We start from the raw sequence: 16191 nt of genomic DNA, 5'->3' as shown, positions 1-16191 counted from the left end.
GCCCTAAGTTTGTTCCGCAAACTTTGCTGTGAAATGGTATGATGTCATCCAATGTTCACCTGTGGTTCCCACCGATACAAGAAATTATTATGAATAGCGAAAAACAAGCGCTGATCAAAGCAAGCATCAAATCTATCCCAGACTATCCAAAACCAGGCATTCTTTTCCGCGACGTCACCAGTTTGATGGAAGACGCGGCCGCATATAAAGCGACCATCGAAGCCATGGTTGAGAAATACAAAGATATGGGCTTTACCAAGATTGTTGGTACTGAGGCTCGTGGTTTCTTGTTTGGCGCGCCACTAGCATTAGAACTAGGTGTAGGCTTTGTGCCAGTTCGCAAGCCAGGTAAATTGCCTCGTGCAACTATTGGTCAATCTTATGAGCTTGAGTACGGCACGGATACCCTAGAGATCCACACCGACGCCATCGTTGAAGGCGATAAGGTGCTGATGGTTGATGACCTACTTGCAACCGGCGGTACTATCGAAGCAACGACTAAACTTATTCGTAAGCTAGGTGGTGTTGTGGAGCATGCAGCGTTCGTGATTAATCTTCCAGAAATTGGTGGTGACAAGCGCATTGAGAAACTGGGCATTGAAGTGTTCAGCCTGTGTGAGTTCGAAGGCCACTAAGTTTCATCAATCTAGGTTAGTTAATGAGTTATTTAGCGTTAGCAAGGAAATGGCGTCCGAAGCGCTTTGGTGAGGTTGTTGGACAGGCACATGTTCTAACGGCTCTCGAAAACGCCCTTGATCAGAATCGACTGCACCACGCTTATCTGTTCAGCGGTACGCGAGGTGTAGGTAAAACTACCATTGGTCGTCTGTTCGCCAAGGGTTTGAACTGCGAAACCGGCATTACCTCAACACCTTGTGGTAAATGTCAGAGTTGTATCGAGATTGACCAGGGTCGCTTTGTTGACCTTCTGGAGATCGATGCTGCCTCTCGTACCAAGGTGGAAGATACCCGTGAACTTCTCGACAACGTGCAGTACAAACCTGCACATGGTCGCTTTAAGGTCTATCTGATCGATGAAGTTCACATGCTCTCGAAGCACAGCTTTAATGCTCTTCTAAAAACCCTAGAAGAGCCACCTGAGTATGTGAAGTTCCTACTAGCAACAACCGATCCGCAAAAATTGCCAGTGACAATCTTGTCACGCTGCTTACAGTTCCATCTAAAGCCAATCAGCTCAGATGATATCCATCAGCAACTTTCGCATGTGCTGACTGAAGAAAAGCTAGAGTTTGAAGAGCGTGCTCTGACTCTCCTCTCTCATGCTGCAGACGGCAGTATGCGTGATGCGCTGAGCTTGACTGACCAAGCGATTGCTCTGGGTAACGGCACTGTGGTGTCTGATACAGTTTCTCGGATGTTAGGTACGCTTGATAGTGAGCAAGCTCTGCACTTGATTGAAGCGATTGTGAAGAAGCAAGCGCAAGCAACTATGGATGCATTGAGTTTGCTTGCAAGCAATGGCGTTGATTGGGACGGTCTGCTTCAAGAGCTTTCCATGCAGCTGCATCGCATTGCTATGTATCAGGCCTTGCCTGCGACTTTGGATGAGGCTCATGACGTAGCGCGTATCAAGCTGATCGCAAGCCAGCTTCCGCCGCAAGAAGTGCAGCTCTATTATCAGATTGCTTTAAAAGGCAGACAAGAGCTGACAATGGCACCGACCGAGCGTGCTGGGGTTGAGATGACCCTACTGCGTATGCTCGCTTTTGCTCCTGCAAGCAAAAGCCAAGCGAATGTGATCAGTGTTGAAACCGTAAAGCCTCAAGCTGCACCAGCGAGTATTCCAGTCGTTGATACGCATCCTATGCCTGAACGCACTTCGCCTGTTGAGCAGGCGCGCAAGGCGGTTGAGAGACCTCAGCCGACTCAAGCAGTACCATTGCAGGTACCGCCTATGACTGAGGATCCGCGACCACAAGTGCAAACAGCACCGCCGGTTGAAGAGGCTTCCGTACAATCTGCCAGACTGCAAGGCTCAGGTTTAGGTGGCATTCGTCATCAGCTACGCTCTAGAAGACAGCAAGGCGGTCAGAGCGAGGGTGGTAACGGCGCAAAAAAGGCCGAAACAGCACAGACTAAAAAAGATAGCGTTCTTGCGCGTGTGACTAAAAAGCACCCGCCGTCAGCGCCTTCTGAGTCCGTGCTGTCGACCCCTAATGAACCTGTTACACCGCAAGAATACCAATGGCGTCCTTCACAACAAAAGAGCAGTGAGAATGAGACGCCAAGCATAACCCCGGCTATGCTCAAGGAAGCCTTGATGCATGAAAAGACCCCTGAAATGGTGCAAAAACTGCATACTCAGGCGGTTGAAAAGGATAGCTGGAGTGCACTGATTAATCAGCTAACTACAGGTAAAATGGTTCAACAGTTGGCACTTAATGCCCACCTAGTTGAGAGCGAGCAAGCTTTGGTGCTTCACCTTAGAGAGAGCCAAAAGCATCTCGACGGTGATAAATCTCGAGAAGAGCTTGCTAATGCCATTGCCGAGGTTAGAGGTAGCTTTAAGCCGGTTGAGGTGACCATCAGCAACGAAGGTACTTCACCACTTGAGCTACGTGATAGCTTGTATCAGCAGAAGCTGACTCAAGCGTTTGATAATTTACACCAAGATGAACACGTACAATTCATGCAGACTCGCTTTGCGGCAGAGTTGGATGAAAGCAGTGTTCGACCGATTTAAACTTGATAATGGCGCCGATAAGCCCCATTTAAAGTAATAACCAACAGTACCGATATCAAAGAGAGACAGAGAATGTTTGGAAAAGGCGGTATGGGCAACTTAATGAAGCAAGCCCAGCAGATGCAAGAGCGTATGCAAAAGCTTCAAGAAGAAATTGCTAACATGGAAATCACTGGTGAGTCTGGTGCTGGCCTTGTTAAGGTAACCATCACTGGTAGCCACAGTGTACGTCGCGTTGAGATCGATGAGAGCTTGATGGAAGACGACAAAGAGATGCTAGAAGACCTGATTGCTGCAGCATTTAACGATGCAGCGCGTCGCGTTGAAGAGACTCAAAAAGAGAAAATGGCTTCAGTAACTGGCGGAATGCAACTTCCACCAGGCATGAAGATGCCATTCTAATCAGAGTCTAAAAATATGCGCACCAGTAATATGCTGGAGCAATTAATGGAGGCCTTGCGTTGTCTACCTGGGGTGGGTCCCAAGTCGGCACAGCGTATGGCCTTTCATTTATTGCAACGAGACAGAAGTGGTGGGGTGAAACTGGCCGATGCTCTGAGTCAGGCGATGACAGAAGTAGGGCATTGTAGCGAGTGTCGCACCTTTACCGAACACGACGTGTGTAATATCTGTAGCAACCCTAAGCGTCAAGAAAGCGGTCAGATCTGTGTGGTTGAAAGCCCAGCAGATATCGCAGCGGTAGAGGCAACGGGTCAATACTCGGGTCTTTACTTTGTTTTGATGGGGCACTTGTCTCCACTTGATGGCATAGGGCCAAGCGATATAGGTCTGGATTCACTGGATTTCCGCTTGCAGCAGGGCGGTATCAACGAGGTTATCCTAGCCACCAACCCAACGGTTGAGGGGGAAGCGACGGCGCAATATATCGCCGAGCTTTGTCAGCTAAACCAGATCAACGCATCGCGTATCGCTCATGGTGTACCTGTAGGTGGTGAGCTTGAGTTAGTTGATGGTACAACCCTTTCTCATTCTTTGATGGGACGCCACAAGCTTTAAATACTCAAAAGCCGCTTCAATTGAAGCGGCTTTTCTCTATCTGATTGTCTATTATTCTTTCCCTGCAACAGCCTTGTAAACCACCGCACCTATAATGCCACCTATGATAGGCGCCACCCAGAATAACCACAATTGACTCAGGGCATAATCACCCACAAACACCGCAACACCAGTGCTTCGTGCTGGGTTCACCGAGGTATTGGTTACCGGGATACTGATAAGGTGAATCAAGGTCAGGCAGAAGCCGATTGCAAGTGGAGCGAAGCCAGCAGGAGCTCGGCTGTCGGTCGCACCCATGATCACAAACAAGAACACAGCCGTTAGGACGATTTCAGTCACCAAGGCCGCTGTCATGCTATAGCCATCTGGTGAGTAGTCGCCATAGCCATTGGTTGCAAAGCCACCTATATCCGCGCCCGCTTTACCTGTTGCGATAACATACAGCACGCCACCTGCGATAATGCCGCCGATTACCTGCGCCACTATGTATGGCACTACATCCTTGGTTTCGTGGCGACCGCCAGCCCAAAGGCCAATCGTTACTGCAGGGTTGAGATGACAGCCGGAGATATGGCCGATAGCGTAAGCCATGGTGACTACGGTGAGACCAAACGCCAGTGATACGCCAACGAATGCGATACCGAGGTCGGGGATGCCTGCGGCTAAAACGGCACTACCACACCCGCCGAGCACTAGCCAAAAAGTACCTATGACTTCTGCTAAGTATTTATTCATAAGTCGTCCTTTGTAACTGATTGAATAATCGAATTAAACATAGACGTTAAATGAAAAAATGGGAAAGGCTTGGCGAGAATTAAACCAAACAGGCTTTAGGTTAATGTCTCGAGCTCGGTAAGGATTGCGATAGCTTCCGAGCTTGTGTTGCCACATACCCATTTGGCAGCCTTAAAGCCATGACAAACTGCAGGGCGCTCTTCTTTACCAAATAGCTTACAAAGGTTGTCGTCTGTCAACTGTTTGCATCGCTCACCGGCAGGTTTGCCGTTGGGGTGCAGAGGAAACGAGCTTGAAATACTAGGCGCAATACAGCATGCACCGCAATGAAGTCGACATTCCATATTGTTTACCTATGAGCTTGCTTGTAGAAATTGAGGGTGAATTATCGACAAATTGACCATAATTGAAAGGGCTTTATGGAAATTAATTGAAATCCTTGCTTGCTTGCCTTTTGAGCATGAAATAGGTATAAAACGCGCCCACGCAGTAAATTTTAGGTATCACTATGTCCACTCCATTTTGGCAATCCAAATCTCTTGAGCAAATGAGCGAACAGGAATGGGAAGCTTTGTGCGACGGTTGTGGCAAATGTTGCCTGCATAAACTGATGGATGAAGACAGTGATGAGGTTTACTACACCAATGTGGCATGTAGCTGGCTCAATAGTAAAACCTGCAGCTGTAAGGACTATCCAAATCGTTTCGAGTCTGGCGAGGAGTGCCTAAAACTGACTCGAGATAAAATCGATGAGTTTAACTGGTTGCCTGAAACCTGTGCCTATCGCTTACTGTCGGAAGGTAAAGAGTTGCCAGAGTGGCATCCGCTTATCACGGGCTCTAAATCAGCAATGCACGCAGCGGGCGAAAGTGTGCGCAACAAAGTGGTTTATGAGATCGATGTAGTGGATTGGGAAGATCATATTCTAAATCACCCAAATCGCTAACGCTCTTTTTTAGACGCAATCTCACATCCAGAATGGCCATTCACATGCGGATGGCTATAGTCCCCCCCACCATGGCCTGATGTTCCGACACTCTGCTTTGGCAGGGGAAGTACTAACAGTTGATACTCAACAAATGGCGAGTTGCTGGTGTCCCCAATCTCGGTAACTGGTGTGATGAGCGCTATGTTAGTCTCAGGTGACCGCTTCTTCAGCGAATAGGCAATGCCGTCTCCATTTTCCACATGAAACTTACCAGCGGTGTGCATCACGTGGGCGCCCGGGTTTTGTTTAAGGTGATTCGCTATGCTCTCGGCCATGGTCTCATCCCAAGAGACTTGAGCGGCATACATGTTCTCAACCATCTTACCTTCCATGCCCTGCATCAAGGTCATGAACTGCGCTTTATAAGGGCGATCTGAGGTATCAAGCTTGGCTGCAACGAACTTCTTATCCTTTCGAGACAACTGCTTTATATAACTGGGGCCGACCTGACCAATGCAGTGAACGATATCTCGCGGAGCATTGGCTGCAATTACCCTTCTTTGTGCCACCTTTGCCTGTTCGATTAGAGCGCGATAGTCACTGGTGTAATTTGGCCAAGCGCGACCGTGCGCAATCAAGGCTCGTTCTCCAATCTCATCTTCGAGGTATTGATCCAATGTGCTCTGAGCGGGTCGGCTAAACTGCTCCATAGAAAGATCTGTTTTAGGGTTCTTTTGGAGAAGGGTTTTGTACAGGTCTGATTGAAATCTATGAACGGCAGAGTGAGAGTGCCATTCCCCAACAAGTATAACCTGATGATCAGCAATCGCCTTGGTCACCTCCTCAAGAGTGACGGTTTCACCGCTTGGAGTCAGAAGTTGGTATTCGAAAAAGGTTTGTGGCGCAGAAAAAGCAGTGGATGTACTGCACATCAGAATAGAAAACCAAGCTAGCCCTTTCATCACGCACTCCCTTTTGATGATTCCTCAAAAGGATAGTACGGCTTTGACTGGTAAAAAGGCTAGCAGGTCAGAATTTAATCTTTTTTATAGCGAGAGATCACGAAGTCAGCCTCACACAAAAACTGCTCGCTACCTGCAAGGCTAGCTCGAAGTTCATCCGATGCCTTCCACGCAAATGGTGTCATTTGTAATAACTGAAGGACCGAACCGTTTTCTAGTGCCATTTCATAGTGGAGAGGGGTTTGATCGACGAGAGCGAGTGTGTTGAACTTTTCGGTTTCATCCTGATGTGGACGCACGGTTTCGTAGATACGCTCCCTTAGTTGATATAGATGCCTTTCCCCTGGGGTTACTGAGATAAGTACTCCCCCAGGTTTTAGGCAGCGAAGCAGCTCTTCTTCGCTCGATGGCGCATACACCTTGACGATGACCTCTAGACTATTATCTGCAAACGGCAGGCGATAGCTGGACGCCACACTAAAATTGCATTCTGGATAGCGCTTTGAGGCGTAGCGCACGGCAACCTTAGAGATGTCGAGTCCGTACACCTGTGCTGTTTCTGGGAGAGCCTTGCGAATGCCATCTGTGTAGTAGCCTTCACCGCAGCCCATATCTAGAAGGGTAACGTTGTCGCTTCCTGATACTGAGTCCATAGCTACCTTTGCAAGAGTCTCGCTTAGTTTGGCATAGTGCCCAGTTGCCAGAAACTCTCTTCGCGCCTGCATCATCTCTTTACTATCACCCGGATTCTTAGAGTGCTTATGGTTGGCTGGCATCAGGTTCACATATCCTTCTTTAGCCAGATCAAAGCTGTGTCTGTTTCCACAACAGAAGGTGCGCTCGGTAAGGGTCAAGGGAGAGGCGCAAATAGGGCAGATATAGTGCATACGGGACTCGATTCGATAGCAGAGCGCCTAGTATACGGATTTACGCTCGATTTTAAATATTGTCGAGATCATCAAGGAGCTGCTGAGCTCTGTTAAGAACCGCAGATTGCGATTCCACATCTTGTTTATCCCAGTTTCGATACACCATATTCATCCTTGGGTTCTTAACTAGGGTTTCTCTGTGCCTTTGCATGAAGTGCCAATAGAGGCTATTGAGTGGGCAGGCTGTATCTTCCGCCTTTTGTTTGACCGAGTAGTGGCAATCTCCACAGTAATCGCTCATCTTGTTGATGTAGTTACCACTGGCCGCATAAGCCTTTGAGCCGACTATACCGCCGTCAGCAAACTGGCTCATACCTCGGGTATTGGGTAGTTCTACCCACTCGATAGCGTCTATATAGATAGACAAGTACCACTCATCGACTTGCTCAGGTTCTATCCCTGCCAGCATACAAAAGTTGCCCGTGACCATTAAGCGTTGGATATGGTGTGCATAAGAGAACTCTAGGCTTTGGCTGATGGCTTGCTTCTGGCAATTCATCTTGGTGTCGCCATCCCAAAACCACTTTGGTAGGTCTCTGTTGGCCTTGAGAAAGTTTAGGGTTTTGAACCTGGGCATATGAGTCCAATAAAGACCACGGATAAACTCTCGCCACCCTAGGATTTGCCTTACAAAGCCCTCTATTTGAGCTAAAGAGATTTCAGGATTGTTTCTGTAATGTTCAATGGCAGTTTGTATCACCTGCATGGGGTGGAGCATTTTGCTGTTCATCGAAAACGACAGCCTAGCGTGATACAAACTCCACTGTTTGTTACCGAATATGCCATTGGCTTTGTCCGTCATTGCGTCTTGGTAGCGCCCAAAGTTGACTAGACAGTGGCGACAAAAAAAGTCCAGCAGTTGCAATGATTGCTCCCGATTCACTGGCCATAACAAAGTGTCAGTGCCTTGGCCTATGCTGTGGATCTGATGCCTTGCGATTCTTTGGTTTATCTCCGTAACGTCGTTGCTAAAGAGTAACGGCTCTGGAAGCTCATCGATGGCACCTTTGGAGAGTTTCTGACGATTATCAGTATCGTAATTCCATTTCCCTCCTTCAGGCTCGCTCTCATCATCAAGTAGGATCTGGTACCTTTTGCGCATCTTACGATAGAAGGTTTCCATGCGCTGTTTCTTATCTGGATTGAAGTAATCTGCAATCTCTTCAAAACCCACTAGGAAATGCTCGCTACTGGTTCTGTGAGTGCCAACTCCGAGTTTGTTGAGCTCTAACTCGAGCCTACTCATCTGCTCTAATAGGCGATACTCATCGGCTTGCTGGTATTCAAACACTTGAATCTGCTTTTGAGCGCAGATGTGCAAGATGAGTTCGGTCAGGGAGAAACCTACAGTATCGTCGAGAGTCAGATGAAGGGTTTGATGTCCTGCTTGTTGCAGAGCGGATGCGAACCCTTGCATGGCGCAGAAGAAGGCCTGTATCTTTTGGATGTGATGGGGAACGTAGGTGGCTTCTTGGTGCAGTTCCGCGATGAGATAAAGGGTATTGCTGTCTTGCTCTTGATACCAAGAGTGATGAGCGTTTAACTGATCACCCAGTATGAGGCGCAGCCTGGTGACTGAGTCTGGAATAGAGCTGAGTTTATCTTCAAGCATAAGCAGAACAATCCGACTAAAAACAAAAGTTTAGACGAGTTTGCTCTGCCTATGGATCAACTAGATGGAAACGATCTTAGTTGATAGGGTGTGGCTCTCGCCTGGAGCAAGCTCAGTGCCTGATTCTAGGTCTTTTGCCCACTGACATGCCTCAATGCAAAGCATGGTCTTAAAGCCATCGTTTTGCATGTCGCCCATAGATTCTGCGCCTTGTGCCCAAGGATTCCAAAGAACGGCTGAGTTTGCACCGTCATTACTAACCTGAATGCGACGCTCGAAACCTGTATCAGAGAGCTCAATGCTTGCTTCCGGCTTAGTGTAGATTCGGTCTATGGTGTCGGTTAACACTAGCGTATCGCCACCTTGCGTCAGTGCGCCATTGTTTAAGCTGTCGATGTACTCACCGCCCATACCACGGGTTTCGACCTTGGTGATGTCTGAAATATTAAGGTAGGTGTGAAGTGCTCCTGAGAACTTCCAAGGGGCTTCGTCTGTATTGTGCATGGTCAGAGAAACCGTAAGCTCATCACCAATTTGAATATCTAGGAAAAGCTCAAACTTGTGCGGCCAGATTGCGAATGTCTCTTCGCTATCGGTTAGGCCTAGACGAAGCATCACACCTTCATCGTTCTCTCTGTGCTCAACCAATTTCCATTCATTGCTAGTACGGCAGAAACCGTGTGCTGGGGTTGCCATGCGTGCAAACCAAGGCCAGCAAACTGGGATACCACCACGAAGGGCTGTGGCACCGTCGTATTTTGCTTCTGCGCTCATCCAGATAGTTTCTGGTTTGCCCTCTGGAATATAGGAAAGCAGATGACCGCCAAACAAAGAAACCGCGCACTTTGCTTTTGGATGCATGACGCGGATGATTTTGACGTTATCTTTTTGGGCTGTGGTGACGCAGTCTGAGAGGGCAGTTAGGGTAGGTAATTGATAATAATCCATTGTTTTACCTCGATATAAAAACAAAAAAGGCGACTCGAGAGCCGCCTTTTCAAAATTCATACGCTAATTGCGCATCCTAAGAAATTACTTAGAGATGTGAGCGATTAGGTCTAGAACCTTGTTTGAGTAACCGATTTCGTTGTCGTACCAAGATACAACTTTAACGAAGTTGTCAGTTAGAGCGATACCAGCTTTAGCATCGAATACTGAAGTTTGAACTTCGCCGATGAAGTCTTGAGAAACAACTTGGTCTTCAGTGTAACCTAGAACACCTTTTAGCTCGCCTTCAGAAGCTTCTTTCATTGCTGCACAGATAGCTTCGTAAGATGCACCTTCTTTAAGGTTAACAGTTAGGTCAACTACAGAAACGTTAGCAGTTGGTACGCGGAAAGCCATACCAGTTAGTTTGCCGTTGAGCTCAGGAAGAACAACACCTACAGCTTTAGCTGCACCAGTTGATGATGGGATGATGTTCTGAGAAGCACCACGACCGCCACGCCAGTCTTTAGCAGAAGGACCGTCAACAGTCTTCTGAGTAGCAGTAGTAGCGTGAACAGTAGTCATAAGACCAGACTCGATGCCGAACTTGTCGTTAAGAACTTTAGCGATTGGCGCTAGGCAGTTAGTAGTACAAGAAGCGTTAGAAACGATGTCTTGACCAGCGTAAGTGCTGTCGTTAACGCCCATTACGAACATTGGAGTAGCGTCTTTTGAAGGACCAGTTAGAACAACTTTCTTAGCACCTGCAGTGATGTGCTGACGAGCAGTTTCGTCAGTTAGGAAGATACCAGTTGCTTCAGCTACAACGTCAACACCGATTTCGTCCCACTTAAGGTCCGCTGGGTTGCGCTCTGCAGTAACACGTACAGTCTTACCGTTAACGATTAGGTTGCCGTCTTTTACTTCAACAGTGCCGTTGAAACGACCGTGAGTTGAATCGTACTTAAGCATGTATGCCATGTAATCTACGTCGATTAGGTCGTTGATACCTACTACTTCGATGTCATTACGCTCAACTGATGCACGGAAAACGAAACGGCCGATACGACCAAAACCGTTAATACCTACTTTGATAGTCATTATAGTTGCTCCACAACTTATTTCTGATTAAAGATAAACTGGTAGTAAAATTACAAAACTCAGTTTTCAACCGCAATAGATAATCGTGTTTAATTTGTTTAAAGTCAAAAAAAACAGTGTTCTTTAACACCTAGTAAAATCAAGCGGTTGAATTATATGCATGTGATTGGTGATTTATTCACCTATTCAAATTTACGTAACAAATTTTCATAATTTATTTCGCAAACTTTTAGCACATTCACATAAGTGGAACAAAGTATGTGCTACAACCTTTCACTAGGCAAGTACAAAATCCTCAATGACAGATTGCTGTAATAAAACCATCATGAGCAAGATAGAAAAATCCCAGTCTGAGTGGCAGAACGAACTGACTGCCGACCAATTCCACGTATGCCGAGAGCAGGGCACAGAGGCCCCGTTTAGCGGTAAGCTACTACATAATAGAGAAACAGGTGATTATCTTTGCACCTGCTGTCAGTCCTTGTTGTTCAAATCTGAAAACAAGTACGACTCTGGTTGTGGCTGGCCGAGCTTCGATGCGCCGGCCGATAAAGAGTCGATTCGATACCTAGAAGATCATTCCCATGGAATGCACCGTATTGAGATCAGATGTGCAAACTGTGACAGTCATCTCGGTCATGTGTTTCCAGATGGGCCGCAAAGTACCGGAGAGCGCTACTGCGTAAACTCCATATCCCTAATTTTTAATAACGAACAAGGCACCAAGCAGGGCTAAAAGTGTTACGTTATTTTATTACAAGGCATTCAAGGAAGTAACCAAACATGAGTAGACCTAGCCTAGAAGAGATGGTCAACGCCATCACCCCTGAAGCGTATGATAGATTATTGTATGCGGTTGAAACGGGTCGTTGGCCAGAAGGTGCCGAACTAAACGAAGCGCAGCGCGCCCATTGCCAGCAAGCAGTGATGCTGTATCAGAGTAAACATAACTCGGATGCCCAGCACATGACTATCGATAAAGAGGGAGAGATTGCCTTCAAATCTAAGTCTGAGCTAAAGAGGCAGTTTGTAGAAACGCCTATCACTAAAGTTAAGGTATAAAAAATGGGGCTGCTTAGCCCCATTTTCTTTAGTGGCTCATTTCGCCACGCAGGATCTTTTGCATCTCTTGCTTTATCTCTTCGTAGCTAAGTCCTTTGCTAAGAAGGTAATGCAACTTAGCGAGCGCCGCCTCGTGCGTCATATCGTAACCGCTAATAACTCCAGCATCAGCCAGAGCACACCCAGTCGCGTAGCCACCCATGTTCACCTTACCTGCAAGGCATTGGGTTAGGTTTACCACAATCACGCCTCGCTCAGAAGCCTCTTTAAGGTGCGCAAGCAGCTCTGGATTTTGTGGTGCATTGCCTACGCCAAAGGTCAGCAGGATCATGGCATTAACCGGCTGGCGCAATGTGTTCCGGATCACCTCGTGAGAGATACCAGGGTACATGGTAATCACACCGATTGGTTGAGGTGTGATCGGGTGCACCTTGAACTCGCCATCTGGCTTTTTGTCTACCTCAGCATTCGGACTTACCTGGATGTTGATACCCGCTTCTAGAAGTGGCGACAGGTTTGGAGAGGTAAATGCCGAGAAACCATCCGCGTGTGATTTAGTGCTACGGTTGCCACGCATTAACTGATTATTGAAGAACAAGGTTACTTCATTGATAGGGTAGTTAGCGGCAATGTGCAGTGCATTAAGAAGATTCGCTTGGCCGTCTGAGCGAAGCTCTGCCAATGGGATCTGTGAGCCTGTCACAATTACTGGCTTGCCTAGGTTCTCAAACATAAACGAAAGAGCAGACGCGGTGTACGCCATGGTGTCGGTGCCATGCAAGATCACGAAACCGTCGTATTTGTCGTAGTTGGCCTTGATGTCGTCAGCAATCTGTTGCCAGTCCGCCGGTGACATATCGGAAGAGTCAATCAGTGGGGCGTACTCATGGATTGTATACTCTGGCATTTCTGGGCGGTTGAATTCAGGCATAGCCGCTAGCTGAGATTCCATGAAACCTGCCACAGGTACATAGCCGTTCTCCGACTTTTGCATTCCGATAGTGCCGCCCGTGTAGGCGATGTAGATGTGTTTACGTTGAGATTGGGAGGCTGACATAAAAGGTTAATTTACTAGTGAGGTGTTGAGCCGAAGTATAACTAAATTCGTAATTCAAGTAACCCTAGCGAGCTAGAGAAGTGTGAGCACCGAAACTTGGTAGTGTTAACGCCGTTGATGTGAACTTTTCCAAGTAGCCTTGCTTTGAACCTAGGCTCAGAGATCACCTGGAGCGTGCTTTGAATTTTATCCAACGTTTGAGTTTGTCTGCACTGCTGATTAGCCCCATGGCAATTGGCGGCCAGTGGACTGTCGAAATAGGGGCGTTTTATGCGTTTTCTGACACTGACTGGTCCACATCCTCACCAAATGGCAGTGGTTCAAGAGAGGTAGACTTTGAGTCTGATCTGCTATTAGAAGAGAAAACGACGCTACCTTATTTCAACCTATCTTATGCGTTTAATGACCGCCATGCGATCTACTTTGACTGGCGTCGATTACATCGTGATTCCAGTCTTTCTTTGATAACCGAAGCGTTTGAAATAACTACCGGCGGACAGACCTATGTAGCCCAAGTCGGCGCAGATATAGCGACTTCTCTGGATTTCGATATCTATCAGTTCAACTACCAATATCGCTTTTATAAGGCAGACCAGTTTTCGTCTGAGCTGATGCTAGGTTTGCATGTGATTGATTTAAACCTTGAGCTAGAAGGGGAGCTGCGCCTAGAGACCGATGCCGTCAATGGCAATGCATCGATCGATAGAAACATCTTCAGTGATCTGACTGCGCCTCTGCCCAATCTTGGTCTGGGCATGGAATACATATTGGGACCAGATTGGCTGTTAGATGCTAAAGCGCAAGCCTTCTACATTAGCTTCGATGAATTTTCTGGCTTTTTGTATGAGCTGGGTGCGGGCGTCAGTTATTCGCTATTGGACGATTTGTCCGTAAAAGCCTCTTACAGCTACTTCCAAATCGACTTGGATTACGTCAGCAACAGTCGAGATGTGGATGTGAATTATCAGTTTCACGGACCTATGTTGTCACTCCTGTACGACTTTTAGCGTTAAGCATAAAAAAACACGCCACAGATTGGCGTGTTTTTTATTGTCGGCTTACTGTACCTGACAGGGTAGGCAGAGAGTGTAGTAACCGTTAGGGTCGTTAAACTGCTGCATCAAGCTAAGGTCTTGCTGCATCTGAGTTGCTACTGGTACTAATGGCTCTGGGATAATGCTCTGTATATCCAAGCCAGCGCTGACCATGACACGTTTGCCTAGATCACGAATAAACTTCTGAGCTGGAGTGAGCGATTTCTCAAGCCAGTTCAGCTTGTACTCTTCTATGCTGGCAAGCTCTGCCGCGCGAGCAATGGCATCATCGAAGTCACCTATTGTGTCTACTAGGCCTCGCTCAACTGCATCTTGGCCAGTCCAAACTCGACCTTCTGCGATCCTCTCTACTTGATCTGCACCTAGATCGCGATTGTCTGCTACCAGGTTGGTGAAGCGGCGATAACCGTTTTCGATGCCGAGCTGCATCGCTTGCTTGGTGACATCGTTGAGACCCGTTACCGCACCCACACCTGAGAATGGCGAAGTGCCTATACCATCCGCATAGATGCCGTACTTGTTAAAGCCTTTCTCAAAGGTAGTGATAACGCTAAAGATACCAATAGAGCCGGTGAGGGTGGTTGGCTGGGCGAAGATTTCGTCTGCTGACACAGAAATCCAGTAACCACCAGAAGCCGCGAGGCTAGACATAGAAACGACCACAGGTCTACCAGTCTCTTTAAATGCCACGAGCTCATCACGAATTACCTCTGAGGCGAAGGCACTACCACCCGGGCTATCAACACGAAGCACCAAGGCCTTGATATCTTTATCCTGACGGGCTTTGCGGATGAGCGCGGCGGTTGTGTCGCCACCAACAGAGTTGCGCTGTTGCTGTCCATCCATAATGGCACCACTAGCAACCACCACAGCAATCTCGTCTTTGGCTGTATTCGGCTCAGGGTTCATATCTGCACGATAGCGGTAATAACTGACTGAGTTAAAACCATCTTTATCATTCCCACCAAACTGCTCAATAAGCGATTTACGCACTTGCTGGCGGTTTGCTAGTTCATCCACAAGGCCCGATTGCATCGCAAGTTGCGCTAGGTTGCCATCCGCCTTCTTGAAGTCTCGGATAAAGGAATCCGCACTCGGATTTAGAACCGAACTTTCAATGCCGCGGTTTTGCGCCACATCATTTACATAAGCACCCCATAGCTGCTTCAACCATACGGTCGCCGCCTCTTTAGCTGGAGCCGACATATCGTTGCGTGTAAAGGGTTCAACGGCTGACTTATAGGTACCAACCTTAAACACATGGGTGTTTACATCTAGATTTTCTAGAAGGGTCTTGTAGTACAACGAGTAAGAACTGTAACCGCGAAGCAAGACGCCACCATCTGGAGCGAGGTAAACCTTGTCTGCGTAGCTGGCTAGGTAGTACTGGCTCTGGTTATAGAAGTCACCCACGGCAATAACAGGCTTTCCGGATGCCTTAAATTCATTGATCGCTTTAGCAATATATCTCAGCTTGGTGAGGTTGGTTTCTGGCATCTTCTTCAGGCTAAGTACTAAGCCTGAAATGTTGTCGTCTTGGCCTGCATGGCGAACCGTCTCAACAATATCGAAGAGAACATTTTCACGGGGTCTGTCTTGACCCAGTAGTGATTCGGTAAGCGAGTCCATCGGATTGACGAAACTGCGTTGTTCGACAATGGGACCAGACAGATTCAACACTAATGCTTCCGGATCTTTCTGCTCTGGTTCTGGGGCCTTAGTGTCCATTCCAGTAAAGCTGAAATACACGATGGCTAGGGCTGCAAAAAATAGCAAATTGGTGAGAGCGAGACGGATGAATGTGATGATCTTCCATATGCCCTTGAATATTTTGCCGATGAAGCGAAATACTTTTTTCATAGTTTACCCGTCTTGATCCTTTCCAAGCTCAATAAAAGAGGGTGGATGTTATATGACAACTCTAAGGTCACCAAGGTATAGAGACTTAGGTTCCATTAAAGAGTTCAATAAAATCATAGGTCTATACACACTTCACCTCAAGCACCTGACTCTTTTAGTTACGAAATTTACTCAACTCCGTATCAAGTAGATAAGTGCATGGCCTCTGTTGCAGAAATGTAAAATTTAAGTTGCCAACTCAA

17 protein-coding genes are annotated in these 16191 nt (G+C 47.3%); 8 read left to right on the top strand and 9 right to left on the bottom strand.

The genetic code is table 11. The features are described from left to right. Positions 1 to 89: 89 nt before the first annotated feature. The 4 genes from apt (at position 90) to recR (ending at position 3721) form a co-directional block, all read left to right on the top strand. Positions 90 to 635: an adenine phosphoribosyltransferase gene (gene apt, locus Pcarn_RS08690; RefSeq protein ID WP_261833476.1), complete on the top strand. Its 546-nt coding sequence runs from the start codon at positions 90 to 92 to the stop codon at positions 633 to 635. 23 nt (positions 636 to 658) lie between these two features. Next, the gene (gene dnaX, locus Pcarn_RS08685; protein ID WP_261833475.1) at positions 659 to 2704 is read left to right on the top strand and encodes a DNA polymerase III subunit gamma/tau; all 2046 of its coding nucleotides are present in this window, start codon (positions 659 to 661) and stop codon (positions 2702 to 2704) included. 72 nt (positions 2705 to 2776) lie between these two features. Then, positions 2777 to 3106 carry a YbaB/EbfC family nucleoid-associated protein gene (locus tag Pcarn_RS08680; RefSeq protein WP_261833474.1) on the top strand — a complete coding sequence of 110 codons (330 nt, stop codon included), beginning with the start codon at positions 2777 to 2779 and terminating at the stop codon, positions 3104 to 3106. 15 nt (positions 3107 to 3121) lie between these two features. Further along, complete coding sequence (recR, locus tag Pcarn_RS08675; protein ID WP_261833473.1) at positions 3122 to 3721, top strand: recombination mediator RecR; 600 nt, start codon at positions 3122 to 3124, stop codon at positions 3719 to 3721. A 51-nt stretch (positions 3722 to 3772) separates the two neighbouring features. Here recR and aqpZ read toward each other — a convergent pair whose 3' ends face one another. Next, positions 3773 to 4456: an aquaporin Z gene (gene aqpZ, locus Pcarn_RS08670; protein ID WP_261833472.1), complete on the bottom strand. Its 684-nt coding sequence runs from the start codon at positions 4454 to 4456 to the stop codon at positions 3773 to 3775. A gap of 95 nt (positions 4457 to 4551) precedes the next feature. Continuing rightward, positions 4552 to 4800: a YkgJ family cysteine cluster protein gene (locus tag Pcarn_RS08665; protein ID WP_261833471.1), complete on the bottom strand. Its 249-nt coding sequence runs from the start codon at positions 4798 to 4800 to the stop codon at positions 4552 to 4554. A 164-nt stretch (positions 4801 to 4964) separates the two neighbouring features. Between Pcarn_RS08665 and Pcarn_RS08660 the strand changes: the two genes are divergently transcribed. Next, positions 4965 to 5402: a YcgN family cysteine cluster protein gene (locus tag Pcarn_RS08660; RefSeq protein WP_261833470.1), complete on the top strand. Its 438-nt coding sequence runs from the start codon at positions 4965 to 4967 to the stop codon at positions 5400 to 5402. Here the strand turns inward: Pcarn_RS08660 and Pcarn_RS08655 are convergent. The 5 genes from Pcarn_RS08655 to gap all read right to left on the bottom strand — a co-directional run bounded on the left by Pcarn_RS08655 (position 5399) and on the right by gap (position 10915). Next, complete coding sequence (locus Pcarn_RS08655) at positions 5399 to 6346, bottom strand: ChaN family lipoprotein (protein ID WP_261833469.1); 948 nt, start codon at positions 6344 to 6346, stop codon at positions 5399 to 5401. The two genes, Pcarn_RS08660 and Pcarn_RS08655, sit on opposite strands and share 4 nt — an antisense overlap. 74 nt (positions 6347 to 6420) lie before the next feature. Beyond that, positions 6421 to 7233: a 23S rRNA (guanine(745)-N(1))-methyltransferase gene (gene rlmA / locus Pcarn_RS08650; protein ID WP_261833468.1), complete on the bottom strand. Its 813-nt coding sequence runs from the start codon at positions 7231 to 7233 to the stop codon at positions 6421 to 6423. Positions 7234 to 7285: 52 nt separating this feature from the next. After that, positions 7286 to 8887, bottom strand: coding sequence for a cryptochrome/photolyase family protein (locus Pcarn_RS08645; protein WP_261833467.1), 1602 nt, complete (start codon positions 8885 to 8887; stop codon positions 7286 to 7288). Between the two features lie 60 nt (positions 8888 to 8947). Beyond that, a complete protein-coding gene (locus tag Pcarn_RS08640) occupies positions 8948 to 9835 on the bottom strand; it encodes a D-hexose-6-phosphate mutarotase (RefSeq protein WP_261833466.1) in 888 nt (295 codons plus the stop codon). Positions 9836 to 9919: 84 nt separating this feature from the next. Continuing rightward, positions 9920 to 10915: a type I glyceraldehyde-3-phosphate dehydrogenase gene (gene gap, locus Pcarn_RS08635; RefSeq protein ID WP_261833465.1), complete on the bottom strand. Its 996-nt coding sequence runs from the start codon at positions 10913 to 10915 to the stop codon at positions 9920 to 9922. A gap of 325 nt (positions 10916 to 11240) precedes the next feature. Between gap and msrB the strand changes: the two genes are divergently transcribed. Further along, positions 11241 to 11651: a peptide-methionine (R)-S-oxide reductase MsrB gene (gene msrB, locus Pcarn_RS08630; RefSeq protein ID WP_261833464.1), complete on the top strand. Its 411-nt coding sequence runs from the start codon at positions 11241 to 11243 to the stop codon at positions 11649 to 11651. Positions 11652 to 11698: 47 nt separating this feature from the next. Then, positions 11699 to 11977, top strand: coding sequence for a YeaC family protein (locus Pcarn_RS08625; protein ID WP_261833463.1), 279 nt, complete (start codon positions 11699 to 11701; stop codon positions 11975 to 11977). A 28-nt stretch (positions 11978 to 12005) separates the two neighbouring features. Here the strand turns inward: Pcarn_RS08625 and ansA are convergent, their stop codons facing one another. After that, a complete protein-coding gene (gene ansA, locus Pcarn_RS08620) occupies positions 12006 to 13034 on the bottom strand; it encodes an asparaginase (RefSeq protein ID WP_261833462.1) in 1029 nt (342 codons plus the stop codon). Positions 13035 to 13213: 179 nt separating this feature from the next. Between ansA and Pcarn_RS08615 the strand changes: the two genes are divergently transcribed. Then, the gene (locus Pcarn_RS08615) at positions 13214 to 14041 is read left to right on the top strand and encodes an outer membrane protein (protein WP_261833461.1); all 828 of its coding nucleotides are present in this window, start codon (positions 13214 to 13216) and stop codon (positions 14039 to 14041) included. A 51-nt stretch (positions 14042 to 14092) separates the two neighbouring features. Here the strand turns inward: Pcarn_RS08615 and sppA are convergent, their stop codons facing one another. Next, positions 14093 to 15949: a signal peptide peptidase SppA gene (gene sppA, locus Pcarn_RS08610; RefSeq protein ID WP_261833460.1), complete on the bottom strand. Its 1857-nt coding sequence runs from the start codon at positions 15947 to 15949 to the stop codon at positions 14093 to 14095. Positions 15950 to 16191 lie beyond the last annotated feature (242 nt).

The sequence above is a fragment of the Vibrio ishigakensis genome (assembly GCF_024347675.1).
Lineage (GTDB): Bacteria > Pseudomonadota > Gammaproteobacteria > Enterobacterales > Vibrionaceae > Vibrio > Vibrio ishigakensis.
This window is presented reverse-complemented; position numbering and strand designations above follow the sequence as displayed.